The 26,350-nt window shown below is 30.9% G+C and carries 22 protein-coding genes; 13 read left to right on the top strand and 9 right to left on the bottom strand.

Features of this window, described 5'->3' with window-relative positions:
* Position 1 precedes the first annotated feature (1 nt).
* Positions 2–925: a DMT family transporter gene (locus L2Z92_RS06675; RefSeq protein WP_236458061.1), complete on the top strand. Its 924-nt coding sequence runs from the start codon at positions 2–4 to the stop codon at positions 923–925.
* A gap of 48 nt (positions 926–973) precedes the next feature.
* On the opposite strand, the gene L2Z92_RS06670 is transcribed toward L2Z92_RS06675, so the two are convergent.
* The 3 genes from L2Z92_RS06670 to L2Z92_RS06660 all read right to left on the bottom strand — a co-directional run bounded on the left by L2Z92_RS06670 (position 974) and on the right by L2Z92_RS06660 (position 8,558).
* Positions 974–3,037 carry a M13 family metallopeptidase gene (locus L2Z92_RS06670; RefSeq protein WP_379678177.1) on the bottom strand — a complete coding sequence of 688 codons (2,064 nt, stop codon included), beginning with the start codon at positions 3,035–3,037 and terminating at the stop codon, positions 974–976.
* A 74-nt stretch (positions 3,038–3,111) separates the two neighbouring features.
* Positions 3,112–5,925: a M4 family metallopeptidase gene (locus L2Z92_RS06665; RefSeq protein WP_236458059.1), complete on the bottom strand. Its 2,814-nt coding sequence runs from the start codon at positions 5,923–5,925 to the stop codon at positions 3,112–3,114.
* 71 nt (positions 5,926–5,996) lie between these two features.
* Complete coding sequence (locus tag L2Z92_RS06660; protein WP_265210650.1) at positions 5,997–8,558, bottom strand: T9SS type A sorting domain-containing protein; 2,562 nt, start codon at positions 8,556–8,558, stop codon at positions 5,997–5,999.
* 121 nt (positions 8,559–8,679) lie between these two features.
* Between L2Z92_RS06660 and L2Z92_RS06655 the strand changes: the two genes are divergently transcribed.
* The 5 genes from L2Z92_RS06655 (at position 8,680) to L2Z92_RS06635 (ending at position 12,797) form a co-directional block, all read left to right on the top strand.
* Positions 8,680–9,342, top strand: coding sequence for an SCO family protein (locus L2Z92_RS06655; RefSeq protein ID WP_236458057.1), 663 nt, complete (start codon positions 8,680–8,682; stop codon positions 9,340–9,342).
* An 80-nt stretch (positions 9,343–9,422) separates the two neighbouring features.
* Positions 9,423–9,659: a FeoA family protein gene (locus L2Z92_RS06650; RefSeq protein WP_236458056.1), complete on the top strand. Its 237-nt coding sequence runs from the start codon at positions 9,423–9,425 to the stop codon at positions 9,657–9,659.
* A 4-nt stretch (positions 9,660–9,663) separates the two neighbouring features.
* Entirely contained in the window at positions 9,664–11,772 is a 2,109-nt protein-coding gene (feoB, locus tag L2Z92_RS06645; protein WP_236458055.1) for a ferrous iron transport protein B, read from the top strand.
* A 39-nt stretch (positions 11,773–11,811) separates the two neighbouring features.
* Positions 11,812–12,657, top strand: coding sequence for a hypothetical protein (locus L2Z92_RS06640; protein WP_236458054.1), 846 nt, complete (start codon positions 11,812–11,814; stop codon positions 12,655–12,657).
* A gap of 11 nt (positions 12,658–12,668) precedes the next feature.
* The gene (locus tag L2Z92_RS06635) at positions 12,669–12,797 is read left to right on the top strand and encodes a FeoB-associated Cys-rich membrane protein (RefSeq protein WP_236458053.1); all 129 of its coding nucleotides are present in this window, start codon (positions 12,669–12,671) and stop codon (positions 12,795–12,797) included.
* A 7-nt stretch (positions 12,798–12,804) separates the two neighbouring features.
* On the opposite strand, the gene L2Z92_RS06630 is transcribed toward L2Z92_RS06635, so the two are convergent.
* From L2Z92_RS06630 to L2Z92_RS06620, 3 genes are read right to left on the bottom strand one after another with little or no spacing between them, the layout of a single operon-like run.
* The gene (locus L2Z92_RS06630; RefSeq protein WP_236458052.1) at positions 12,805–13,239 is read right to left on the bottom strand and encodes a hypothetical protein; all 435 of its coding nucleotides are present in this window, start codon (positions 13,237–13,239) and stop codon (positions 12,805–12,807) included.
* Between the two features lie 29 nt (positions 13,240–13,268).
* Positions 13,269–14,087 carry a ZIP family metal transporter gene (locus L2Z92_RS06625; RefSeq protein ID WP_236458051.1) on the bottom strand — a complete coding sequence of 273 codons (819 nt, stop codon included), beginning with the start codon at positions 14,085–14,087 and terminating at the stop codon, positions 13,269–13,271.
* 2 nt (positions 14,088–14,089) lie between these two features.
* Entirely contained in the window at positions 14,090–14,737 is a 648-nt protein-coding gene (locus L2Z92_RS06620; protein WP_236458050.1) for a metal-dependent transcriptional regulator, read from the bottom strand.
* Positions 14,738–14,824: 87 nt separating this feature from the next.
* On the opposite strand from L2Z92_RS06620, the gene L2Z92_RS06615 reads away from it, so the two are divergent.
* Together L2Z92_RS06615 and L2Z92_RS06610 are read left to right on the top strand one after the other, a co-directional pair.
* The gene (locus L2Z92_RS06615; RefSeq protein ID WP_236458049.1) at positions 14,825–17,074 is read left to right on the top strand and encodes a TonB-dependent receptor; all 2,250 of its coding nucleotides are present in this window, start codon (positions 14,825–14,827) and stop codon (positions 17,072–17,074) included.
* Between the two features lie 99 nt (positions 17,075–17,173).
* Positions 17,174–17,563 (top strand): acyl-CoA thioesterase, encoded by a 390-nt coding sequence (locus L2Z92_RS06610; protein WP_236458048.1) that lies wholly within the window; start codon positions 17,174–17,176, stop codon positions 17,561–17,563.
* A gap of 32 nt (positions 17,564–17,595) precedes the next feature.
* Here L2Z92_RS06610 and L2Z92_RS06605 read toward each other — a convergent pair whose 3' ends face one another.
* The 3 genes from L2Z92_RS06605 to L2Z92_RS06595 form a co-directional block, all read right to left on the bottom strand.
* Positions 17,596–18,081, bottom strand: coding sequence for a PAS domain-containing protein (locus L2Z92_RS06605; protein WP_236458047.1), 486 nt, complete (start codon positions 18,079–18,081; stop codon positions 17,596–17,598).
* 158 nt (positions 18,082–18,239) lie between these two features.
* Positions 18,240–18,584, bottom strand: coding sequence for a DUF6686 family protein (locus tag L2Z92_RS06600; RefSeq protein ID WP_236458046.1), 345 nt, complete (start codon positions 18,582–18,584; stop codon positions 18,240–18,242).
* A 2-nt stretch (positions 18,585–18,586) separates the two neighbouring features.
* Entirely contained in the window at positions 18,587–19,492 is a 906-nt protein-coding gene (locus L2Z92_RS06595; RefSeq protein WP_236458045.1) for a DUF6607 family protein, read from the bottom strand.
* A gap of 107 nt (positions 19,493–19,599) precedes the next feature.
* On the opposite strand from L2Z92_RS06595, the gene L2Z92_RS06590 reads away from it, so the two are divergent.
* The 5 genes from L2Z92_RS06590 to L2Z92_RS06570 all read left to right on the top strand — a co-directional run bounded on the left by L2Z92_RS06590 (position 19,600) and on the right by L2Z92_RS06570 (position 26,316).
* Positions 19,600–21,720, top strand: coding sequence for a TonB-dependent receptor plug domain-containing protein (locus tag L2Z92_RS06590; RefSeq protein ID WP_236458044.1), 2,121 nt, complete (start codon positions 19,600–19,602; stop codon positions 21,718–21,720).
* An 18-nt stretch (positions 21,721–21,738) separates the two neighbouring features.
* Positions 21,739–23,151, top strand: a complete 1,413-nt coding sequence (locus tag L2Z92_RS06585; protein WP_236458043.1) for an HmuY family protein — start codon at positions 21,739–21,741, stop codon at positions 23,149–23,151.
* Between the two features lies 1 nt (position 23,152).
* Positions 23,153–23,608 carry a DoxX family membrane protein gene (locus tag L2Z92_RS06580; RefSeq protein ID WP_236458042.1) on the top strand — a complete coding sequence of 152 codons (456 nt, stop codon included), beginning with the start codon at positions 23,153–23,155 and terminating at the stop codon, positions 23,606–23,608.
* A 114-nt stretch (positions 23,609–23,722) separates the two neighbouring features.
* Positions 23,723–24,904, top strand: a complete 1,182-nt coding sequence (locus tag L2Z92_RS06575; RefSeq protein WP_236458041.1) for an imelysin family protein — start codon at positions 23,723–23,725, stop codon at positions 24,902–24,904.
* A 5-nt stretch (positions 24,905–24,909) separates the two neighbouring features.
* Entirely contained in the window at positions 24,910–26,316 is a 1,407-nt protein-coding gene (locus L2Z92_RS06570) for a di-heme oxidoreductase family protein (RefSeq protein WP_236458040.1), read from the top strand.
* Positions 26,317–26,350: the final 34 nt, after the last annotated feature.

Genomic DNA, 26,350 nt, shown 5'->3' with positions numbered 1-26,350 from the left:
AATGGCTTATTTTAGTGTTTTTCACGAATATATTAAAAGAAAAAAAAGTGCTGTTGGTTTACCTTTTATTGCACTTTGTTGGATTAGTTTTTTTTGGGGCACCACATGGATTGCATCTAAGGAAGGTGTAAAACATATGCCTGCCATGCAATTAGTAGCTATCCGTCAGTTGTTTGGCGGGCTCATTTATTTAGCTTATTTCCTAATTAAGAAAGCACCTTGGCCAAACAAAAGACAATGGAGAAATATTCTCATATTGAGTATTTTAAACTTTATGTTGAGTAATGGTTTAAGCACTTGGGGCGTGAAATATATTTCTAGTGGTTTGGGTGCTATTATTGGTTCTATTTTTCCACTTTGGATCGTTGTTATCAGTTTTTTTAGAGGAGAAAAAATATCTTGGAGAGCTGCTTTAGGTTTGGTAATTTGTTTTTCTGGAATTTGTGTTATTTTTTATGATTACCTCAACGACTTTTTAGAACCAGAATTTCGATTTGGTATAATATTGTCTATTATTGCTACTTTTACTTGGGCATTATCTTCTATCTATATTCGAGAAAACAAAACTAATTTTAACCCTTATTTTAGTTTAGGATTGCAAATGCTAATTTCTTGTGTTGCTATTTTTAGTGTAATTGAAACTACAGGAGAAACTGTACCATTATCTGAAATCCCAGCTATTTCATGGTGGTCCATCGGCTATTTAGTGGTTTTTGGTTCTGTACTAACATTTATTGCCTTCATCTATGCTTTAGAGAATCTTCCTAAAGAAGTGAGTAGTTTATATGCTTATATTAACCCTATGGTTGCTTTATTTTTTGGTTATATATTGTTTAACGAACCTTTAACTGTTTCTATAGCAATTGGAGGTGCTGTTACTCTTATTGGTCTATTCCTTGTCAATAAAGCAATTAAAAAGGCATAAAAAAATCCTAAGCTTTCACTTAGGATTCTAATGTTATTATAAATTTGATTACCAAATTTTAACTCTTTTCTCTGGAGCTATATACATTCCGTCACCTTCTTTAATGCTAAATGCTTCATAGAATGCATCAACATTTTGTAAAGGTACATAAGCACGATACATTCCTGGTGAATGTGGATCTGTTTTTACTTGGTTTTTAATTGCTTCATCACGCATTTTACTTCTCCAAATAGTTGACCAAGAAATAAAGAAACGTTGTTCTGGCGTAAACCCATCAATTAAACCTGGGTTACCATTTTCTTTTAAATAAATCTGTAATCCATCATAAGCAGCATTAACACCACCTAAATCACCAATGTTTTCACCTAATGTAAATTTACCATCTACAAATATACCTGGTAAAGGTTGTAAGCTTGAATATTGATCTGCCAAAGCAGTTCCTAAACCTGTAAATTGAGACAAATCTTGATCACTCCACCAATTTACTAAATTCCCATCAGAATCATATCTTGATCCAGAATCATCAAAACCATGAGAAATTTCATGTCCGATTACTGCTCCAATTCCACCATAATTTACAGCTTCGTCTGCTTTATAATCGTAGAAAGGTGGTTGCAAGATAGCTGCTGGAAATACAATCTCATTATAAGAAGGGTTAAAGTAAGCATTTACCGTTTGTGGTGACATTCCCCATTCTTCTTTATCGACCGGTTTACCTAATTTTTCAATGTTTTCTCTAGTTGCCCAAATAGAAGCATTCTTCATGTTTTCGAAATAAGTTCCTCCTTCATTAGGAGCTGTAATTTCTAATTGAGAATAATCTTTCCATTTGTCTGGATAACCAATTTTAACTCTTGATTTACGTAATTTCAATTTTGCATTTTCCTTAGTCTCTTTTGTCATCCAAGGTAAATTATCAATTCTGTTTTCAAAAGCCTTAAAAACATTTGCAATCATTGCTTGTGCTTTTTCTTTCGCTTCTGCAGGAAATTTTTCAGCAACATATAGTTTCCCTAAGGCTTCTCCAAGTGTTCCATTAACGGTTTGCAAAGCTCTTTCATCTTCTGGACGTTGCCTTACTGCTCCTGTTAATGTTTTTCCATAAAATTCCCAATTAGCATCACCAACTTCTGTACTTAATAAGCCAGAAGTTTGACGTAATAGTGTCCATTTCATATATTCTTTCCAAGTAGCAACATCATTTTTTTTGATGATTTCTTGAAGTGTTGACATATATTTTGGTTGAGAAACAATGATAGTATCTAATTTTCCAACACCAATCTCTTCAAAATAATTCTCCCAAGCAACAGCAGGAACTAATTTATTTAGCTCTTTCATTGTCATTGGATTGTATGACTTTCTTCTATCTCTTCTTTCAACTCTATCAAAAGTTGATTCAGACATTTTTGTTTCTAATGCTAAAATCGCATCTGCGTTTGTTTTTGCTTGCTCTTCAGTTTGCCCTAAAAACAATAACATTTTAGAAACGTGCTCAACATATTTTTCTCTTTTTTCTTTATTATCGGCAGAATCAGAAGTATAATAATCTCTGTCTGGCAAACCTAAGCTTCCTGTTCCTAAATACACTACATTTCTAGTACTGTTTTTAGCATCTGTTCCAACATAAGTTCCAAAGAAACCAAGTCCACCTTCTTTTTCCATTTCTGTTATAAAAGCGACTAAATCTTTTGAGTTTTCTATCGCTTCAATTTTCTCTAGATATGGTTTTAATGGAGTGATTCCTTGCTTGTTTCTAGTTTCTGTATCTAATATTGATTTATAAAGACTAATTGCTTTCCCTTGATCAGAATTTGGATCTATTGTTCTATCTACTAATGCTTTTTTAAGAATTAGCATTACATCTTGATCTGTTTTCTTACGAAGTTCATCAAAACTTCCCCATCTTGTTCTATCTGCTGGGATTTCAGTATTGTCTAACCATTTACCATTTACGAATCTGAAGAAATCATCTGCTGGGCGCACTGATTTGTCCATATGATTAGTGTTTATTCCCACTGGCACCTTTTTAGTAGGCTGAGTTGGTTTACAGGAATTAAACAAGGAAGCTAAAAAAAGGAAGCATATGCTTCCTTTAAAAATATAATTTTTCATTTTTATTGTTTAGTTTTTTAAAGTAGTCTTAACGACAAATATACTTTTTTTGAACTAGTTCTTATAAAATAGAACTATTCTTTAACAATTCTTTTAGAAAAAATTCCGTTTTCAGAATTAACTTTAATAAAATAGATTCCTGAAGACATTCCTGTTAAATCTATATTTGTTTCTGTCGCATTTTTTAAACCCTCGTTTTCAGAAAACAAAAGCTTTCCTAAACCATCAAATACTTCAATCGTGTTTAATTTTATAGTGTTAGACGAAACAGTAAAAATTCCTTTAGAAGGATTGGGATAAATAGATATCGTATTGGTATTGAAACTTTCATTTGATAAAGCTCCACTGATTACAAAATCATCAATATTTACTCCTAATTGATTTATGGCTTGGTCTGAATGAAAAACGATTCTAAAAACAACATTTGTTTGAGTACTTAAATTACTTAACGGGTAAGAATAAGTTGTATTATTTGTTTCTGAACCTGTCCACTGTGCTCCTTTACAATTATTACAATCTGATCCTGTAGTTTGTGGTGTTCTATCGCTATTATACCAATTAGTTGTCATTTCACCAAGCACTTGCCAGTTCGCTCCAAAGTCTGTTGAATATTCTACATAAACAATATCCCAGTTTACTTCTAAATCATATTGCATTGAGAAACTGATTACAGGATCTGAAACAGTCGTTAAATTATAACATTGAGAAACTAAATACGATTTTACATTATTAGGATAGTTTGCTGTTAGATTGGTAGTATAAACAATATTCCCATTTGTCTCCATTGCATCACCCGCTCTTTCTCCCCTAACCCATTGGGAAGTTATAGATTCCGAATCGTATGAAATTAAGGCATCTGAAATATCTGTAAATGAATTTATTTGATTTATTACTCCTTCATCATTTATCAAAAATAAAACAATTCGTCTATTATTTTCAGCTCTACCATCATTAATAATTGTCGTAGTTACTTCCAGTGTGTGAGCTCCTCTCGTTAACCCATTTATTGTTATTGAATGATTCGTTTCTGTACAAGGTGCTAAATTCCCGTTCCAAGTAGAAGTTACTGGTGAACTTCCGTTTAAAACGTATGAAATAGTTGCTGATGTAACTGTGTTCAAACCTTGGTTTCTTAAAGTTAATTCTCTAGTTATTGAATTAGATGAACAAGGAATATTATTTAAACTTTCTATTGATAACAAAGCAATATCGTCAGGAACTGCTATAAATTCTTCTCCGACATTTACTGCGTACCATGCATTTGTTACAGCAATTGCCTCTGGACTATTTGAACAATAAATAGAACTTACAACCTCAATTGTTGCATTTCTTGCATCTTCATAGGTAGAATTAGGAGTAAGATAATCTCTCTCTGCTAAATAGGCAATTTCTGAAGCTTTTTCCATACCTATACCAATTACATTATAAGTATCAGGATCTGGTGCATTATTTGTTCCAGATTCTCCAACTGTAAGAATATAAAACCAATGATTCAACACACTTGAATTGGTATGAACCCCTCCACTATCTGCTGTTCCAGAATACCAATTAGTTCCTAAATAAGTGTCTGGGTCGTTAACCGAATTAGGATCACTCATTGAGCGTAGTGGAGTACTAGAAATATCTTCTCCTATTTGCCAAACATTATTAGGAATAGGATTCTGAAGTCCACCAGTTCTTCCATAATGTTCAATACATGCTCCCCAAATATCCGAAAACCCTTCATTCATGGCTCCAGACTCATTTTGATATACTAAATTAGCCGTATAAGTACAAACAGCATGTCCAATTTCATGTCCACACACATCAATTGAGGTTAAAATATCAAAACTATTTCCATCTCCATAAGTCATAACAGCACCATTCCAAGTAGCATTGTTATAATTATTTCCAAAATGAACATAGCTTCTAATCCTTGCTCCATTATCATCAAAACTATTCCTTCCGAAAATATTTAACCAAAAATCATATGTAGTTGCTGCTCCCCAATGTGCATCAAGCGCTCCATTATCTTTTGCTAGATTATCATATTCTGCTGCAGACCAATTATTATCATTATCTGTAAAATCTACATTTTGATAAGAAGATGTATTTTCACAATTAAATGTATGTACCCCAAACCCTCTAGTTTGATCCTTTAAAACATAATTAATACCATCGAAGGTTGTCTCAATTTCCTTTGTTCCACTATATCTTGTATCTGCAGATCCTGTTGCATAAAGTATTTTGTTTTCTAATTTCTCTCTTTGTTTTTGAATATCACTATCTGAAATTAATTCATTTGCGTGTTTAATGATTTTATTTAAGAATAATACTTCTCCAGTATTTGCATCAATATATATTTCTTCTCTTGAAATTGGATTAGTTGCATATATATCGTATTTGTAGGCTAGATTAACTATTCCTTTTTTAAGGTTCGGAATTAAAACCAATTCACCTTCTGGTTTTCTATAATCCATTAACTTAGATTGCATCTCGTTTTCCCATAAATAAGAGCTCGCATTTACTCTTTTTATTGCGAATTGAAAACATTCATTTGCAGTTCTTTCTGGAACTATCGAAACATCATTAGCATTATACAATTCACCATTAATAAAGAAAACTTTATCTTTTTTTGAATGTACTATTACTGTTCCAAATTCTACTTTTAACCCTTTATAATATTGTTGAAATTTTTGATGAGTAGTTCCTTTTCTATCAGTATTTGAATATTGAGGAATAAACCCATAATCTCCTACAAAATTATACTCTTTTGAAAAAATTGTTATAGCTCCTTTAGATGAAATATTTTCAGAATTAAAATAGATCTTTTTTTGAACTGTTTTATTTTGAGAGAACAATGTAAGGTTAATAAGCAAAAAAAGTGTTTGAATACTATTTAATCTCATATGCAAAAAAATAAAGTTAAACATGGAGTATAAAAAAATAGAGCTGACTTTTCAGCCAGCTCTATTAAAATTTATTTTTTAATAATTTTCTTAGTAGTTGTTCCTGTATCAGAACCTATTTTAACAAAATAAACTCCTTGTGATGCAGAACTCAAATCTAAACTTGTTTCGAAATTAGTAATACTATTATTCGTTCTCGAAAGAATAACTTTTCCTGTGATGTCGTATACCTCAATTAAATTAGGTTGGACATCTCCAAGAGCAATTGTAAACAACCCTCTTGATGGATTAGGATAAATACTAATATTCGTTAATTTGAAACTTTCACTAGATAATGGATCTTGAGGAATATCTGTTTGCCAAATACCTCTTCCATAAGTTGCAGCAATTAATTTAGAATCTATTAAATTGATTTCTAAATCTCTCACAGATACATTTGGTAAGTTTGTGTCAAAAGGTTCCCATTGTGCCATTGAATCATCTCTATAGTAAACACCTAAACTTGTCCCTACATATAAAGGGTTATCGCTGTTTTGACCTTGATGAATAATTATATTTTTAGCAATGTTTGGTAATCCTGTAGAAATACTAGTAAAGTTAGTTCCGCCATCTGTAGACTTTAAAACTTCCCCACCTGTTCCACTTGTTGTTATATATACAATATTTACATCCGAATGATGTGCTTCTATTGAAGTAATAGCACTAGATGCTGTATAAGACAAGGAGTTAGCTACTCCTTTATTAGAACTTTTATATAGCTGATTACCATTAGCAACATACATTATATTATCATTAGAAGGAGCAACTTCAATATACTCAATATCTCCTGTTCCAATTGCAGCATTACTTTGTTGTACCCAGCTACTTCCACTTAGTTTATATAAGTTTCCATATCCAGCAAAAACTTCACCAATACTATTAATTTTTAATGGTGTAATCCAATTTCCTCCATCATCATTTGCTCCTGTTTCAGCTGACGGTGCTCCTACATAGATATTTCTACTATTTCCAGCATTTGTAGAACCGTACAGTCCTCCTCCATATTGAATAAAACCATAATATAAATTTTGATTTGTTGGATCAACTCCTGTATCCATACCATCCGCGCCATAATAATTTTTCCAAAGCCCATTACTATAAGCATGTCCACCATTATCTTGTAGACCTCCTACCATATTCGCAGAAGTTTGTTTTGATACAGAAACTCTGTAGAATTGACTTATTTGTGCACTCGCTGTTAAATCTGTAAAACTCGCTGCATTATCGGTAGAAACATATACACCTCCGTCGCTTCCACAAAACAATTTATTTCCATGAAAACCTAAATAGTGAATATCTGCATGTGTGTATTGATTTGTCGTAGGCTGATTCCAATCATTAATTTTTGTAAAAGCTCCTCCACCTGTAGTAGATTTCCAAAGATTTAAACAACCTGTATATACCACTTGTGCATTTGTTGGGGATACTCCTAGTGCCAAATCATAATAACCTTGGCGAGATTCTAAAAAATCAGTAGGTGAAGCTGTATTTGTATCACTTTTTAATTCAAATGAATCTCCTCCGTCAATTGACCTGTAAAGACCTACAAGTCCATTTAAAGTGGTTTTATTACTTGAATATGCTAAAATATAAATATATCTATAGTTAGCAGGTGTTATTTCCATTATCATTCTAGTTGGATTACTAGTTGTTGGTGGTGGCAATCCTGTCGCAGTACTTGTAAATGTTGAACCTGTATCTGTTGATTTATAAAACCTATTGTTCGATACAGCATAAATGTTATTAATAAGTAATGTATTGAACCTTATAGAACCTTGAGCAAAATTTCCAGATTGCACATTTGTCCATGTTACACCAGCATCTGTTGTTTTAAAGATTCCTTGACTTGTTGCACATAATAATATCTGATTATTTGTTGGATGCATAATAATATCTCCTGCTCTTGTACTTGTATTTAAAAAGGATAATCCTGTAGTATTCCATGTCGCTCCTCCATCAGTAGATTTCATAACTCCAACAGAATAAGTATCTCCTGCATCCTTATCTCCAGTTGCAATGTAAATCACATTAGAATTCGTGTGATCTACAACAATTCCTGACACTCCAATTTGCGGTAAATCATCAGAAAGCGGTAACCAATTTACTCCTGCATCTACCGATTTCCAAATACCTCCAGCTGGAGTACCTATATACATAGTATTTGCATTCGAAGGATCCACATAGACCACATTAACTCTTCCTTGTCCAGAAGACCAAGAACCTGAATTTGTATGTGTAAATGGACCTACTGGTTGCCAATTACTTGGTGGTAATGATGTCGCGCTTTTATTTAATTTTGCTTGCTGTTTCTGTTGAAAAGCATTGTTAATTTCTTGAGGTGTAATTAAATATCCTTGGTCATTTGTATTATTTCTCCAATAATTTTCCCATCTCATAAATGGTTTATGACCAGATCCTTTAACGTTTTTATCTTTATTTGACCAATACTGATTAAATAAAGTAACCTCTTCATTGATTGTCATTTCACCCGATTTTGCACTCTCATTATTTATATTCCACGGTGCCGAAGAATTAAATTGTGAGAAACTACAAAATGATGTTAATAATAGTAAAATGTAGGTTTTTTTCATCATTTAAGATTTTTATTTAGTAATTCGCAAATATAAGTGGTTTTTTTTTAGAATTCATTGATTATTATAACATTAACAATTGTTTTATTAGAATTCAAACATAATAATTTAATTTTGTAAACGTATGAGAATAGAAAATAAAAAACATATTGGTTTTATTATTGTATTTGCCTTCATTTTAACCAGCATATTCGTAGGGATTTATACACTCTTAAAACCTCAGAAAAAGTTACGTATTTACAACCCAAGAGATGTGAATCCTGAATTAGTTGACACTACTGTTCAACATATTGGCTACAATCATATAATTCCAGATTTTGAGTTTACCAACCAAAACGGGAAACTCATTTCTCAAAAAGACTATGAAGGTAAAATATATGTTGCTGATTTTTTCTTTACTACTTGTCCAACAATTTGTCCAATTATGACGGACAATATGGTTTGGCTTCAAGATAAAATAAAAAACAACCCTAAAGTAATGTTACTTTCCCACTCTGTAACACCTGATATTGATAGTGTTTCGGTACTAAAAAAATATGCCATAGAAAAAGGAGTTATTGATTCTAAATGGAACTTGGTTACTGGAAACAAAAAAGACATTTATTATATAGCCCGAAAATCATATTTAGCTGTTAAAACCGGTAAACCAGAAGAGATGTATGATATGGTTCATACTGAGAATTTCATTTTAATTGACCAAAAAAGAAGAATTAGAGGCTTTTATGATGGAACGAACCTAGAAGAGGTGAAAAAGCTCTATGAAGACATTCTATACTTATCTGAGTAACATCTGCTTTTTTATTCTTATTTTATGAATCCTTTTCTAATTATTAAGTACATTTGTATTTTAATTCAATCTAAATAAGCTTGAAAAAAATATTATCAGATTTAAAAATTGGTGAAAAGGGATACATTGATGAAATTAACATTGATGAAATTCCTCTGAAATTATTAGAAATGGGCTGTCTACCTGGAAATTTGGTTGAACTTATTCAAATTGCCCCTTTAGGCGATCCTTATTATTTTAATATTAATGATTCTCATGTAGCTATTCGAAAAGAAACAGCAAATGAAATTATTATAATTACCGAAAACGCTATTTAACTTAATGCAAAACGCTACAATAAAAGTTGCTTTAATTGGAAACCCTAATGTAGGTAAAACTTCTGTTTTTAATCAGCTTACGGGTTTAAATCAACAAGTCGGAAACTATCCTGGAATTACTGTTGAAAAAAAACAAGGTATCTGTAAATTATCCGAAACGATAAAGGCTAAGATTATTGATCTTCCTGGAACCTACAGTTTAAATGCTAGTTCAATTGATGAAAATGTTGTAATTGAATTATTACTCAATAAAAAAGACGAAGACTTTCCCGATGTTGCCATTGTTGTAACCGAAGTAGAAAATTTAAAACGCAATTTACTTTTATTTACACAAATAAAAGATCTTGAGATTCCAACTATACTTGTCATTAATATGGCAGATAGAATGCAATTAAAAGGAATTGAACTCGATATACCTGCTCTTGAAAAAGAGCTAAACACCAAGATTGCGCTTGTTAGTTCTCGAAAAAAGACGGGAATAAATGAACTTAAATCTTTAATAATCAATTATAATTCTCTATCAACGGAACCATGTTTAAACGCATCTATAATTGATCCAGAATATTTTGATAACTTAAGAAGAGCATTTCCAAATCAGCTATTATACAAGCTTTGGCTAGTTATTACACAAGATGTTAACTTTTTAAATTTAGAACGAAATGAAATCAAAAATTCATTTACTAAATCACATAGTGATTTAAAGAGACTACAACAGAAAGAAACTATAAAACGGTATCAGTTCATTAATGATACACTAAAAATTGGACAAAAAGTTGATAAAACTAAAGCTACCAATTTAAGAGCAAAATTAGATAGAATTCTTACTCATAAAATATATGGTTATCTTATCTTTTTCGGGATATTGATGCTTATATTTCAATCTATTTTTGACTGGAGTACTATTCCAATGGATTTTATTGATGAGACATTTACCTCATTAAGTACATATACAAAAAACAACATTCCTGCTGGAGAATTTACTAATCTTTTGAGTGAAGGAATAATACCTGGAATTAGCGGAATAGTGATTTTTATTCCTCAAATTGCATTTCTATTCTTATTTATATCAGTTTTAGAAGAAAGTGGCTATATGAGTCGTGTTGTTTTTCTAATGGATAAAATAATGAGTAAATTCGGATTATCTGGAAAAAGTATTGTCCCTTTAATTTCTGGAACTGCTTGTGCTATTCCAGCGATTATGGGTGCTCGAAATATTGAAAATTGGAAAGAACGATTAATAACCATTTTAGTTACTCCTTTCACAACTTGTTCTGCAAGACTTCCTGTTTACTCAATTCTAATCTCATTAATCATACCTGAAGAAAGAGTTTTTGGTTTTTTAAGTTTACAAGGACTAACATTAATGCTATTGTATCTTTTAGGTTTTGGTATGGCTATAGTTTCGGCAATGCTTTTAAATTATTTTCTAAAATTAAATTGCAAATCTTATTTTGTTATAGAGATGCCTTCTTATAAAGTGCCAATGTTTAAAAACGTAGCGCTAAATGTTATTGAAAAAACTAAATCATTTGTTGCTGGTGCTGGGAAAATTATTTTGGCTTTATCCGTTATTCTCTGGTTCTTAGGTTCGCATGGACCAAGTTCTAATTTTAAAAATGCAGAAAAGATAGTCATTCAGGAAATGACTAAAAACAAAGAAGAACTTTCTACTGAAGCTATTGATAATAAAACAAATAGTTATAAACTAGAAAATTCATATATAGGTATAATGGGTAAAACCATCGAACCTGTAATTAAACCATTGGGTTATGATTGGAAAATAGGTATTGCAGTTGTTAGTTCATTTGCTGCAAGAGAAGTTTTTGTTGGAACATTAGCAACAATATATAATGTTGGAAATCATGGCGAAGAAGAAGTGACTATTAGAAAAAGAATGGCTGCTGAAGTACATCCTGTAACTGGTGAAAAAATATTCAATTTTGCTTCGGGCGTTTCATTATTGTTATTTTATGCTTTCGCAATGCAATGCATGTCGACAATAGCTATTGTTAAAAAAGAAACTAATTCTTGGAAATGGCCATTAATTCAATTTGTTTTTATGAGTGGTTTTGCCTATTTAACAGCTTTAATTGCTTATCAAATTTTAAAATAAAATGGTTTAGTTTTTGATACGTTAGTATAAAATGTTTTTATGAAAAATCAATTACTGCTCTTTTTTGTCATCATCTTTTGTGGGTTTCATTCAAACATAAATAGTCAAAAAAAGATAGAAAAATCGAAAGAAGCTCTTACAGAAAGTTCTGGAGTTAGAAATAATTCTTCATCAACATCGTCTTCAAGAAGTAGTTCGTCTTCATCCTCATCATCAGATAACTTATTTGTAGAAGTAATTATTGAAGGTTTTATATATATTACTTACGGTACATTCAAATATGGATTAATAGGCAATTATAACAATGAAGAACATCTACACAACAAACTTTCTCCTTATCCGTTTAAAGAAGATAGTTATGGCAATTTCAATAGTAATGATTCTCTTTACAAAAACAGAATGCGCCTCGACTTAGAAAACAGTTTTGTATATAATAGTAAGAATTTATTTGGTAATCATCTAAAAGCAAAAATAAGACCCTTTCAGTATTTTTATCTTCAAACCGATTTTCATCAACTCTATGAATTTGACAGAATTAATGATAAAAGTTACAAGCTTTCAATTTTCCAATTTAACCTTTGCTATGACAGAATCAGATTCAATCGCTTTAATTTAGGGTGGAGTCTTGGAGCAACTTATATTGGTAATGAAGTGAAGAAAGCTGGTTTTGCCTACGGATTAAATGCTGATTATTTCTTAAGTCGAAGAATTAGTTTTACAGGAACAGCAAAATGGAGTTCCATTAATACACATCCTGTAAATTCTTTCGAACTACAAAGTAAGCTTCATAAGAAAAATTATTATTTCTCTTTAGGATTTGAACACTTAAAAATTGCTGAACCTACTTATAATTTTGTAACTTTAGGTGCAGGGATTTACTTTTAAAAAATAAAATTATGGACATTCAAGAAATATTAGTTTACATAACACTTTCAGTTGCGATAGGATTCTTAGTTCGAAAATTCCTTTGGAAAAAGAAACCTAAGAAAACCGGATCTTGTGGTGACGATTGTGCTTGTCATTAATTGATAATTATTTACTTAAAATTTCAAGTAAATATTCGTTTTCTTTAATCTCAATGTCTTTTACTCTATTTGGTTTTACTTCAATAGATGTAATTGATTTATTATCACCAAAAATATATTTAGCAAACCACTTTTTATTCTCTTCAAAGGTAGTAGAAGTAACAAGAATTAATTTTTCTTCTACCAGTTTTTTAGATTTATAAACAGCAACATTCATCTCAACCTGACCAATCCATACACAGTTTACTCCTTCTGGACATCGAGAATCTGAAACGAACTTACTAATTTTCATTTCGTACCCATTTCCAATAGTAACGAATTCTTTTGTATTCAAAAGTATAGTATCTGAAACTTCAACTGTGTTTTCTGCCATAGCATTCTCTGTTTGTTTAGGTGCACATTGTGATAAAAAAACAGTTAGAAAAATAAAAATTGTCTTCATCTTATAAAATTTATACTAATGTAAACATTTTATCCTAAAGCAACATCTAAACTCATCATAACTATAAATCCTCCAATAAAACCAAGGGTTGCAATATCTGTGTGTTTATCCTGTTGTGTTTCTGGAATAACCTCTTCAACCACTACGAATATCATTGCACCAGCCGCAAAAGCAAGAGCATAAGGTAAAATTGGTGTGAAAAAAGTTACAGCCACTGCACCAATTACACCTGCAATAGGTTCTACAATTGCAGAAGCTTGTCCGTACATAAAACTTTTTCTTCTTGTCATTCCCATTCTTCTCAATGGCATAGAAACAGCAATTCCTTCAGGGAAATTTTGAATACCGATACCGATAGCCAAAGTAACTGCACCAGCTATAGATGCTTCAGGAATTCCTGCTGCAACTCCTCCAAACAAAACACCAACTGCTAAACCTTCTGGAATATTATGAAGCGTAATTGCTAAAACTAATAAAGTTGTACGTTGCCAAGGTGATTTAATTCCTTCACTTTCTTTAAAATTAATATGTAAATGAGGCAATGTTTTGTCTAAAGCAAATAGAAACAAAGCACCCATTAAAAAACCTATAGCTGCAGGCATTACTTTAACGAATCCTTCCCCTTCACTCATGTCAATTGCAGGAGCAAGCAAACTCCAGTAACTTGCGGCAACCATAACACCACCAGTAAAACCAAGCATTCCATCTAAAACTGCTCTATTCATCGTCTTAAAGAAAAACACAAATGACGCACCAAAAGCAGTTACTAACCATGTAAACATAGTAGCATAAAAAGCTGCCAAAATAGGATCTATGCCTTCTAAATATTGAATTAAATCTTGATACATAATTATTGAACGTATAAGTTATTTGCTATTTTATTTGATATCGTAATCGTTTTGCTATTCACTTCAATTTTTAATGTTTCATCAAATGCTTCCTTTTCTAGAATAGTAATAAATGTTCCAAGGGCAATATTTTTCTTATCTAGAAATTGTAAAAACTCAACCGAAGTATCCTTTACGCCTACACATTGATATTGTATTTGTAACGCAACTTCTGAAAGTAATTTCTTTTGAACTTTTTTAATTTCTCCATCTGCATTTGGAATTGGATCGCCATGCGGATCAAAATCGGGAAATTCTAAGAATTCATCTAACTTATTAATTAGCTTTTCTGATTTAATATGTTCCAATTCTTCCGCAATTTCATGAACCTCATCCCAAGAGAAATGCAATTTTTCTACTAAAAACACTTCCCATAGACGATGCTTTCTAACAATCATCTTAGCAGAATATAATCCTTTTTCTGTTAGAGAAACACCTTGATATTTGATGTAACTTACTAAATCTTTTTCTGCTATTTTTTTAATCATATCCGTTACCGATGATGCTTTAGTATCTAGCATTCCAGCAATTGCATTTGTATTTACTCCTTTTGGAGAAACTAAAGATAGATGATAAATTACTTTTAAATAATTTTCTTCTGAAACAGTCATTTATTATTTTTTAACAAATATAAACAAAATAGTTTTGTGTGGTGAAATAATATTTTTAGTTTTATCTAAATTTTTATTTTAGCATTAATGAAAAAAATATTTATATTAACCATATTGCTTTCTTCGTTCACTTTTGCACAAACAACAATTAAAGGAAAAATTGTTTCTAAAGAAGAACCATTAGCTTTCGCCTCTGTATTTATACCCAAACTTAATATTGGTATTAATGCCGATGAAAATGGACAATATATTCTTAAAGATGTACCAAAAGGAGAATATACAATCCATTATTCTTTTATAGGTTTTAAAACACAAAAGAAAAACATCACAACAACTAATGAAAATCAATTAACTGTAAATATCAACCTTGAAGAGAGTCATAGTTTAGATGAAGTTGTGGTTACTGGAACTTTAAAGGCCGTTTCTAGATTAGAAACACCTGTTCCTGTAGAGGTCTATACCGCTACCTTCTTAAAGAAAAACCCAACACCAAATATTTTTGAAGCCTTACAAAATGTGAACGGTGTTCGTCCTCAATTAAACTGTAATATTTGTAATACTGGAGACATCCATATTAATGGTTTAGAAGGGCCTTATACTATGGTTACAATAGACGGAATGCCAATTGTTAGTGGTTTATCAACCGTTTATGGTTTATCTGGAATTCCTAACTCGTTAATAGAGAGAATTGAAATTGTTAAAGGCCCAGCTTCGTCTTTATATGGTAGTGAAGCTGTTGGTGGTTTAATAAACATTATTACAAAGAGCCCAGAAACAGCTCCATTAATTTATGCCGATGTTTTTACTACTTCTTGGTTAGAAAACAATATTGATTTGGGCGCAAAATATAAAATCGGAAAAAAAGTAAATTCGCTCTTAGGAATAAACTATTTCAATTACAACAATCCGATCGACAATAACAATGATAATTTTACAGATGTTACCCTTCAGGATAGAGTTTCTGTTTTTAATAAATTTACATTTAATAGAAAAAGTGAGAAAGAACTAAGCGTTGCTGGTCGGTTTTTCTATGAAGATCGATGGGGTGGAGAAATGCAATGGAATAAAGATTTTCGCGGTGGCAATCAAGTATATGGTGAAAGCATTTACACTAAACGTTACGAACTGTTAGGGAAATATCAATTGCCCGTTTCCGAGAACATGTATGCTTCTTTTTCCTATACTAATCACGATCAAAATTCAGTCTATGGAGATATACTCTTCTTAGCACAACAAGAAATAGCATATGGCCAATTGACATGGGATAAAGAAATCAAGAATCATGATTTACTCCTTGGAATTGCTTATCGCTATCAATATTATGATGATAATACGACAGCTACGATTCAATCGGAAAAGAGTAAAATTAGTAGTTTTTTTATTCAAGACGAAATAAAATTAGCTAAGAAACACAGTGTTCTTTTAGGAGCTCGTTATGATTATAATTCTGTTCATAGTTCTATTTTTACCCCTAGAATAGCATACAAATGGAAACCTTCTCCAAATGATGTTTTTAGAATTAATGTTGGAACTGGTTTTAGAATTGTTAATTTATTTACTGAAGAGCATGCTGTTTTAACTGGATCTAGAGACGTTATCATTACAGAAAACTTAAACCCTGAGACGTCGTACAATATTAATTTGAATTATCTGAAAAAATTTCAATTTGAAAATGGAATCCATTCTGTAATTGAATTTTCAAGTTGGTATACTCATTTTGAAAATCAAATTCTACCGGATTATGATACAAATCCAAATCAAATTATATATTCCAATTTAAATGGATATTCTAAAACGTATGGTGTTACAGGAAACTTAGAATTAATTTTTCCTTTTGGTTTAAAAACGATGCTTGGTTTTACACTTTTGGAATCTAAAAACAAAAGAAATGGAATAACATCTACTCCAATTTTAACTGAAAAATTTAGTGCAACTTGGGGAATTTCTTATGATATTCCTAAATGGTATTTATCAATTGATTATACGGGTAATTTATATGGCCCAATGCGTTTGCCGTTATTAGGCTCTTTAGATCCTAGAAGTGAATATTCACCCGTTTGGAGTATTCAAAATATTCAATTTACTTATAAAAAGATAACGCATTTTGAATTATATGGTGGTGTTAAAAACTTATTGAATTGGACACCTAACAAAAGTAACCCGTTTTTAATCGCGAGAGCTAATGATCCTTTCGATAATGATGTAGTTTTTGATAATAATGGAAACGCTACAGCAACTCCCAATAATCCTTATGCATTAACTTTTGATCCAAGTTTTGTTTATGGACCAAACCAAGGTATTCGTGGGTTTTTAGGACTTCGTTATATTTTAAATTAAAACTAAAAAATTGCTAGTTTAACATTTATATGTTTTATTTTTGATATTCAAAATAGTTCAAGAATTTTAGCACAAAATTTGCGAGATAATTTACATTTTATGAGTTTAGAATCAAGAATAGAAAATTCGATTACAAGAGTATTTAAGGCTGTTTTTCCAAATACAACCAACCATTATGACACTCTTTTTGGAGGAACTGCAATGCAATTAATGGATGAAGTTGCTTTTATTACAGCAACTCGTTTTAGTAGACAAAAAATGGTTACTGTTAGTAGTGACAAAATAGACTTTAAAAAGCCTATTCCTCATGGAACTATTATTGAACTTATTGGAAAAGTCACCTATTTAGGGAATACAAGTATAAAAGTTAGAGTAGATATTTTTATAGAAAAAATGTATGATGATACTCGTGAGAAAGCTGTTACTGGAGAATTTACTTTTGTTGCTATTAATGAAAATAAATCAGCTGAAAAAATTATAGTAGACTAAAAATATAAAATCCCGAAAATTTCGGGATTTTTTTATGCTGCCTGTTCAAAAGCTATATAGTTTAAGAAATTTCCGTTTTTATCAAATTTTGGATGTGCTTCAATTTCGCAATAATACGTTTCACCATTTTTTCTGTAATTTAGAATTACTTCTTTAAATGGCTTTTTATCTTTTATAGCAATACGTATTTTTTCTCTCGTTTCTTCAGATGTTTTTTCACCCTGAAACATTTTTGGAGATCTTCCTCTTATTTCTTGATAATCATATCCTGTCATTTCTGAAATTGAACTTGAAGCAAAAATGATTCTAAAATTAGCATCGGTTACTACAATTGCTTTCTTCATTTTAGAAATAATCGTATTATAATTAACTTTTTCATTCCATAAACTTTGAACAGCATTAAACTCTTTTTGTTCAATCCTTGGTAAATTATAGAATTCCCAACTAATTAATGGCAAAGACACAATATCTAAACCATTTCTATATTGTTCCCAAGCTTTTTCGTACTCTTTAAACATAACTTCCAATATTGATTATCTAAACAAAAATACTTATTTACAAAGACAAATGTAGCTTTACTATTCCTTTTAACTTTTGTTCAAGTAATCTAAAACAACAAAGAGCTTCAATAAAATTGAAACTCTTTGCAACTAACCAACTATACACAAAGCACAAATTAATTCAAAATTAACTTGTAATCTATTTCACTAAGGGTTAAAAAACTTTGCTTTTTTTTCAAACCCATTAGAATTCTTAATTCTTTAATTTCAGAAATATCTAACATTATCATTAAATTCTTTTGACTTGTTGGTATTGGAATTTTCTTGTCGTAGATAGAGTTTTCATATTCTTTTTCCCAATATTCTTCATCAACTTTATCAATATATCTAGTAAATGTTTTTAGTTCAAAATCGGTTAAGTTTAATAACACGTTATTGAACAATAATTGAAACATGTTTGCATTTGGACAAAATAATAAAAGTCCATTTGTCGTTCTTTTTATTATTTCTAATCGGCACATATTTATCTTTTTACAAATGAATCTATGATTTTGTCTGTTTCTGCTTTTGGAGTATCTCCTTTCAAATCGAATAAATGCATGAAAAGAGGCTTGTTGTCTACACTTTTTTCTAAGTGTATTGTTTGGTTCATATCAAAAAATGTTTGCCATTTGTCTCTAACATTTTTCCACATGTTTTTATTTTCCTTCCAATAGTTTTGTGCTGCAAGACATTTTGAATCTTCTACCTTAATATATAGATCTAATCCTTTTTCTTGTGCAATTTCAACATCTTTACCATTATCGTCTCTTGCAATTTTTCTATTGTCTTGCTCGTGCAACCAACCATAATCAGTAATTTCATGTATATTTCTTCGTTCTAATACATCATAATCTTTACGGATTGTATGTTCTCTTCTTGGCAAAGGAGCATCTGTTGTGTTCATCCAATAATGCTTTCCATCAACATGTACCCAAGAAGCTGTTCCTTCATATCTAGGACTATCATCTACTTGATATACTTTTTGTGTCCATTGTCCTTTTACTTGTTTAGCTTCTAATTGCTCAAATTTCCATGTTTTATCTTTGAAAAATTGATAAAAATTAGTGTTTTCATATATCCAATCTTGCCTCCAATGCTTCACAATTGCATCATCACCCACTATCAATAAGTGTTGCAAAACAAGTTTGTCTGATGCATCTTCAACTAACTCTACCCATTCTAGACCGTAATCTTTTTTTACAGGAGATGCTTTATACGTTGAATCTTTTTCTTTTTGAAAGGTTTCTGCAAAGTTGAATTTCACTTCATAGCAACCACACATTGCTTTTATCGCTTTAATGTCTTCTTTTTTGTTTGATTTTTGAGCAACTAGAATTAAATTACTAAATAGGGTTGCTACAATAATTAATTTCAATTTAATTTTCATGGTGTTTTTTTTAAAATTTTTTCTGTTGCAAATATATTATATTTATTTGGAATAAATAAAAATAAGATATACTTTTGACCAAAATTTATTAAGAACCTTTCTAAATAATGAAAAAAAGACTACTCTATATCTTTCTAATCCCTTTGTTTTTTAAGGGGTTTACGCAGGATTTAAAAAAAGACAGTATAACTACTAACAAACTAAATGAAGTTGTTGTAACTGCTCAGTTCGAACCACAATCTCTAAAAAAATCAGTTCATAATGTCAGAGTTATAACAAATAATGATCTAAAAAAATTAGCAGCAAATAATTTATCCGACGTGTTAAATCAATACCTAAATATTACCATTGTTCCAAGTTCAGGAACGGGTCGTTCAACCGTTTCTATGTTTGGCTTAGATGGTAGTTATTTTAAAATACTTGTAGACAATATTCCTATTGTTAGTGATAATAGCTTAGGAAACAATATCGATTTAACCCAAATTAATCTAGATGATATTGAGCAAATAGAAATTATAGAAGGTTCTATGGGTGTAACTCATGGTGCTGGTGCTGTAACAGGAATTCTAAATATAATAACAAAGAAAAATTCGCAGAACGAATGGGAAATTTCAGCAAGCGTACAAGAAGAAACTGTTGGAAAAGAATATGCTGTTTTTAATAAAGGAAAACATATTCAAACCGTTAAAGTTTCTAATAAAATAAATGATAATTGGTTTGGCTCAATAGGAGTTAATAGAAATGATTTTAAAGGCTATTTAGATACTAGAAAAGGAGAAAATCACACAGAATCTGACGGAAAAAGAGGCTATACTTGGCTTCCAAAATTGCAATATTTCACAAACGGAATGCTTTCTTATAAGAAAAACGCATTTAGGGCTTTTTATAAATTCGATTACTTAAATGAGAATATAGATTATTACAATCCAACGCTATTAGTCATTGCTAATCCTCCTTTTGGAGCAAATACGTTTGCAAAAGATAAGCGTTACAAAACAGCTCGGTTTTATCATCATTTGAATAGTGTTGGAACATTATTTTCTTTAAAATATAATGTATCTATCTCTCATCAAAAACAAAGTAGAGAAACCGAAGATTTTATATATAATTTCCAAAACAATAATGAAGAAGGAAATAGTACAACAACAAATCAATCTGCTGAAGTTTTATATTCAACAGGAACAATTAGTAACTTTTTTAAAAATAAGAAAGCCGATTTGCAAATAGGATATGAACTTGTAAATAATCTTGGCCATGCTTTAGTAAATGGTGAAAATCAATCCTTGATATTAGTAAGAAAACGATTTGAAAATTATGATTTCTTTATAGCATCAGAAATTAAAGCAACTAAAAAATTATTAGTTAGAACTGGAATTAGAGCTTCAATTCAATCAAAATTTGATAATCAAACAGCCAGCTCAATAGGTTTACGCTATTTATTTGAAAATAATATTGAAGTACGCTCATCTATGGGAAAATCTTTTAGAGTACCCACTTTTGAAGAATTATATTCTAAAATAAAATTTTCAGGTCATCAATTCTATGGCAATGAGAATTTAGTTCCTGAACAAAGTACTTCATACGATTTTAACTTAAAAAAAACAGCCTTTCTTTCTTCTCAATTAAAAATGTCGAACCAAGTTTCATCTGCATTTTTGAATGTTGATGACCGTATTGATATGGCATTCGTTGGTTTCGAAACTGGAACAACAGATCCAATATATCAATACATTAATATTAATTCCTATAAAATGTGGAATGTTTCAACCACACATCAATTGCACTATAAAAATTGGAATTTTTCTACTGGATTAATATATGTTGGAATTTCTCAGGTTATAGATAATGGAGAAGCAAAATCTGATGATCGGTTTTTATATAACCTACAATTAAACGGAAGTCTTTCTTATGAAGTTCCGAAAAGCAATATTCAATTTTCTGCCTATTATAAATTTAATGGGAAACAACAACAATTTATTAGTAGCGTAGAAAACAATGAAACCGTTTATAAACTTTCTGAAATTGATAATTACTCTTTTCTAGATGCTTCAGTTAGAAAGTTCTTCTATAAAAAACAACTTGAAATTAATCTTGGAGCACGAAATTTATTAAACGTAACCAATGCAAATCAAGGCACAATTGCAGGTGCACATAGCAATTCATCTACTATTCTCCTTGGATATGGTCGCTCCTACTTTATTAAAATCGCATACAATTTGAATTATTAACTAAATATTTATATTACCATGAAAAAAAATGTCCTATTATTTTTATCTATAATTGCTATAACCATTTTTGGTTGTAGTAAAGACGACGACGCAGAAACATTGTCAACTATTCAAGCAGCATTCATGAATTCAGAAATTAATCTTTCTGCTACCGAAACAACCGTTACAATTGCTTTTTCAAGTCCTGCAACATCTGCTGGAACTATTATTTTAAATGTTGTGCCAACAAATGTTACTAATGGAACCGATTTCAACACGAATCCAACAAGTTCTGGAACAACAATTTCAGTACCTTTTACTGCAAGCGCGAGTAATGCAACATTTACTTTTACAAAATTAATTGAAGCAATAGAAGGAGAAACAAAAAATGTGAAATTCACAATTGCTTCTAGTTCTCTTTCAAATATTGAGATTCCAACTGCAACAAACAGTACGCAATTAAATTTCAATGAAACTGCCATAACAACTAATACATCTGTAGTAGAAAATGGAGGAAATACACTTCCAAATCAGGTATTTATCGACTTAAGTTCTGGAACAAAAACTTCAATTTCAAGAACTGCTTGGGAATTAGGATTTCATTCTGGTAATGAATTTAGAGTAGTATTAAACCCAGCTATCAATAAATTTGCTGTAAAACAATTAGCAACTACAAATATTGATGAAGTGCAAACTGCCGATGCGAATGTAACCACTGGAAATTATAGTCCAACAAGTGCTCCATATATCGATCAACCTTACGGTAATTTATCTGGTACTTCAATTGCTGAAATTTCTGCAACAGATAGTGACAATAAAGTTTACTTAGTCAACTTAGGTCAAGATGTTGCAACAACAAATGCATCTGGAACGGGAACAGCCTTAACTGGAAATAATAGAGGTTGGAAAAAAATTAGAATTCTAAGAGATGGAAGTAACTATAAATTACAATATGCAGATATAGATGCTACTACTCACAATGAAGTTGTTGTTACTAAAAATGCAGCTTTCAATCACACCTTTTTCAGTTTAATTACAAACAATGTAGTAGCTGCAGAACCAGAGAAAAACAAATGGGATTTAAACCTTACTCCTTTTATGAATTATACACAATATAACGGGCAAGATGTTTCTTATTTCTATAGCGATGTAGTTCTAACAAATGCTTTATCTGGAACAGTTGCTTATAGTGTTTCAACAAGTGATTTTGCCTATGATACTTTCGTAGAAAGCAATGTAATTACTTCTAATTTTGCAACAAATGATGCTAAAGATAGAAGAGCAATTGGTTCAAATTGGAGATCAACATATCCTTCTCCATCAGTAAAAACAGATCGTTTTTATGTAATTAAAGATACCGCAGGAAATTTATACAAAGTAAAATTTACAGCTATGTTAAATACTGCTAGTGAAAGAGGTACAACAACTTTTGAATATTCAAAATTAAACTAATATGAAACTATTAAAAATCATAATAATAGCGCTAAATCTTTTTGTTGGAGGATTCATGATCTATGGTGGAATTGGAAAATTTAAAGGAGAAACACCACGTCCAGATAAAGTTATTGAACAAGTAAAAAATGGAGAAGAAATTGCTCCAAATGAAACCGTTCTAGTTATAAAAAACTATATTTTTGGAATGAAACAAACTGGATATTTCTGGCCGTTCTTAGGAATTATGGAACTTCTTGCAGGTTTTCTTTTAGTAAGTCAAGTTTTTGCAAAAATTGGGGCATTTGTAACTTTTCCGTTAACCATCAATATCTTTTTATTTCATCTTTATCTCGAACCTCATGAAATTGGAGAATTAGTACTAGTTACAGCACTTTTAGTTGCAAATTTATATCTACTATTTGTGCATTATAGAGACTGGAAATCATTACTCTACAATAAATCAATACTCAATTAAAAAAAGCATTTTTTTAAATATTTTTAACCTTACAGATAAATCTTGGATTTTTTTCAAGATTTATTTGTATTAAGTCTAAATAAATTTATAGGTTTGCAAAATAAAATACAAAACATGAAAAAATTATCCATATTAAAATTATCAACCTTAGTTTTGATAACAGGTTTAGCATTTAATTCTTGTCAAAAAGATGACGAAACTACAGATAATAGTAGAGAAATACTAGAAGATAAAGTCATAGAAAATTATGCTAATTTAGTGTATGAAAACTATTTACAATCATATAATGATGCTGTTAGTTTAGAAACAGCAATAAATGCTTTTATTGCTAATCCAGATCAAACACTTTTTGATAATGCTAAAAATGCATGGAAAACAGCTCGTGAAAGTTATGGTACTACTGAAGCTTTTCGTTTTATTGATGGTCCAATTGACGATGCGAACGGACCAGAAGCATTATTGAACTCTTGGCCATTAGATGAGAATTACATTGATTATGTAAATGGAGCTGTAAATTCTGGTATCATAAATGATTTAGTAACTTATCCTAATATAACTAAAACTTTATTAGTAGATTTAAATGCGATTGACGAAGCTAATGAAACAAATGTAAGTGTTGGTTATCATGCAATTGAATTCTTACTTTGGGGTCAAGATTTAACGATTCCAAGTGCAAATCTTGCTGGACAAAGACAATATACTGATTATGTTGATGGCGGAACAGCTGCAAATCAAAATAGAAGAAGACAATATTTAAGCATTTGTGCCGATTTGTTAACGGATCATTTAGATTATTTAGTAGACCAATGGAAACCTAATGGAACGTATAGAAATCAATTTGTAAGTTTAAATAATAAAACTGCCATAACTAAAATATTTACTGGTGCAATAGTACTTGTTTACTCTGAATTAGCCGTTGAACGTGTTAGTACAGCATTATACAATCAAGACCAAGAAGATGAACATTCTTGTTTTAGTGACAACACGCATAGAGATGTTAGATTAAACCTTAAAGGTGTAATTAATGTATACAAAGGAACTTATGGATCGGTTGCTGGTGAATCATTAGAAGATTTAGTTAATTCTGTAAACACAACGGCTGCAAACGATACTTCAAATGCTATAACTGATGCCGTTTCAAAAACAAATGCTACATTAATTCCTTTCGATTTAGCCATTGCTAATGGTCCAACTTCTATAGAAGGAGCGAAAGTGAAAAGTGCTTTTGATGCTATGCAACTTTTAGGTTCAAACTTAAAAGCAGGTGCTGAAAAATTAGGTATAACAATTCAATAATAAAAATGAAGTTAAACTGTAAATTATATTATTTTTTATTAATAAGTGTTTTCCTATTCAGCTGTAGTACTAATGATGATTCCGATTATCAATTAATTCCAGAAGTGGAAGAACAATACTCTGGAGGACAAAATGGGACCACTTTTAATACTTCTGCAGAAGCCTTTGGTTTTTTTAGTTTCAGTTTAACTTCGAGTCAACAAATTGATTTTGGAATAGGAAATTCTTTTTTTAGACAAAACTGGATAACTTCGCCCGCTACAGCTACAGCTAGAGATGGTTTAGGGCCTTTTTTTAATGCCATAGCATGTTCGAGTTGTCACTTTAAAGATGGAAGAGGAAGACCACCTGCTTTCGATGGTGATTTGGCAAAAGGTTTATTGTTACGTTTAAATATTCCACAAACAGATGCACATGGTGGCTATTTGCCTGATCCTATTTATGGTGGTCAATTACAAGATATTGCAATTGCAGGTCAAACTACACAAGGTAATTACACAATAACCTATCAGTATTTTAATGAAGTCTATGCCGATGGAACTAGTATTGAACTTCGCAAACCAATATATTCTATTGGACAATTAGGGTATGGTCCATTATCTGCTTCAACACAGGTTTCTCCAAGAATTGCAAATCAAATGATTGGTATGGGATTATTAGAAGCCATTCCTGAAGCAACCTTATTAGGTTTACAAGACACGAACGATGCAGATGGTGATGGAATTTCTGGAAAAGCTAATTATGTTTTCGACGTGGAAAGTCAATCAATAAAAATGGGAAGATTTGGTTGGAAAGCAAACCAACCAAGCGTAAAACAGCAAGTTGCAGGAGCTTTTGCCGGAGATATTGGTATTACATCTTCCATTTTCCCTAACGAAAACTATCCTAGTAATTTCAATGGAACACCTGCTCCAAATGGAGGGAATCCAGAAATAACAGATGAAACTTTAGATAAAGTAGTCTTGTATTCTAGTTCACTTTCAGTACCTGCTAGAAGAAATTATGACAATCAAAATATTCTAGCTGGAAAAAAATTATTTGAAGAATTACAATGTGTAAAGTGTCACATTCCTAAACATACAACAAGTAATAACTATGCTATCGCAGCGTTTAGAAATCAAGTAATTCGACCTTACACGGATTTATTATTACACGATATGGGTAATGGATTAGCAGACAACGCCCCTGATTATTTAGCCACAGGAAATGAATGGAGAACACCTCCTTTATGGGGAATTGGACTCATTCCAACAGTTAACAATCATACATTTCTTCTTCATGATGGAAGAGCAAGAAGTATTGAAGAAGCTATTTTATGGCATGGTGGAGAAGCTTTAAATGCAAAAAATAGTTTTAAAAACTTATCGCTAGCCGATAGAACAAAAATACTTGAGTTCCTAAAAACACTTTAAACAATTACGCGTTATATTTAATTAGTTAGAAAGT

The organism is Flavobacterium jumunjinense (assembly GCF_021650975.2).
GTDB classification, from domain to species: domain Bacteria; phylum Bacteroidota; class Bacteroidia; order Flavobacteriales; family Flavobacteriaceae; genus Flavobacterium; species Flavobacterium jumunjinense.
This window is presented reverse-complemented; position numbering and strand designations above follow the sequence as displayed.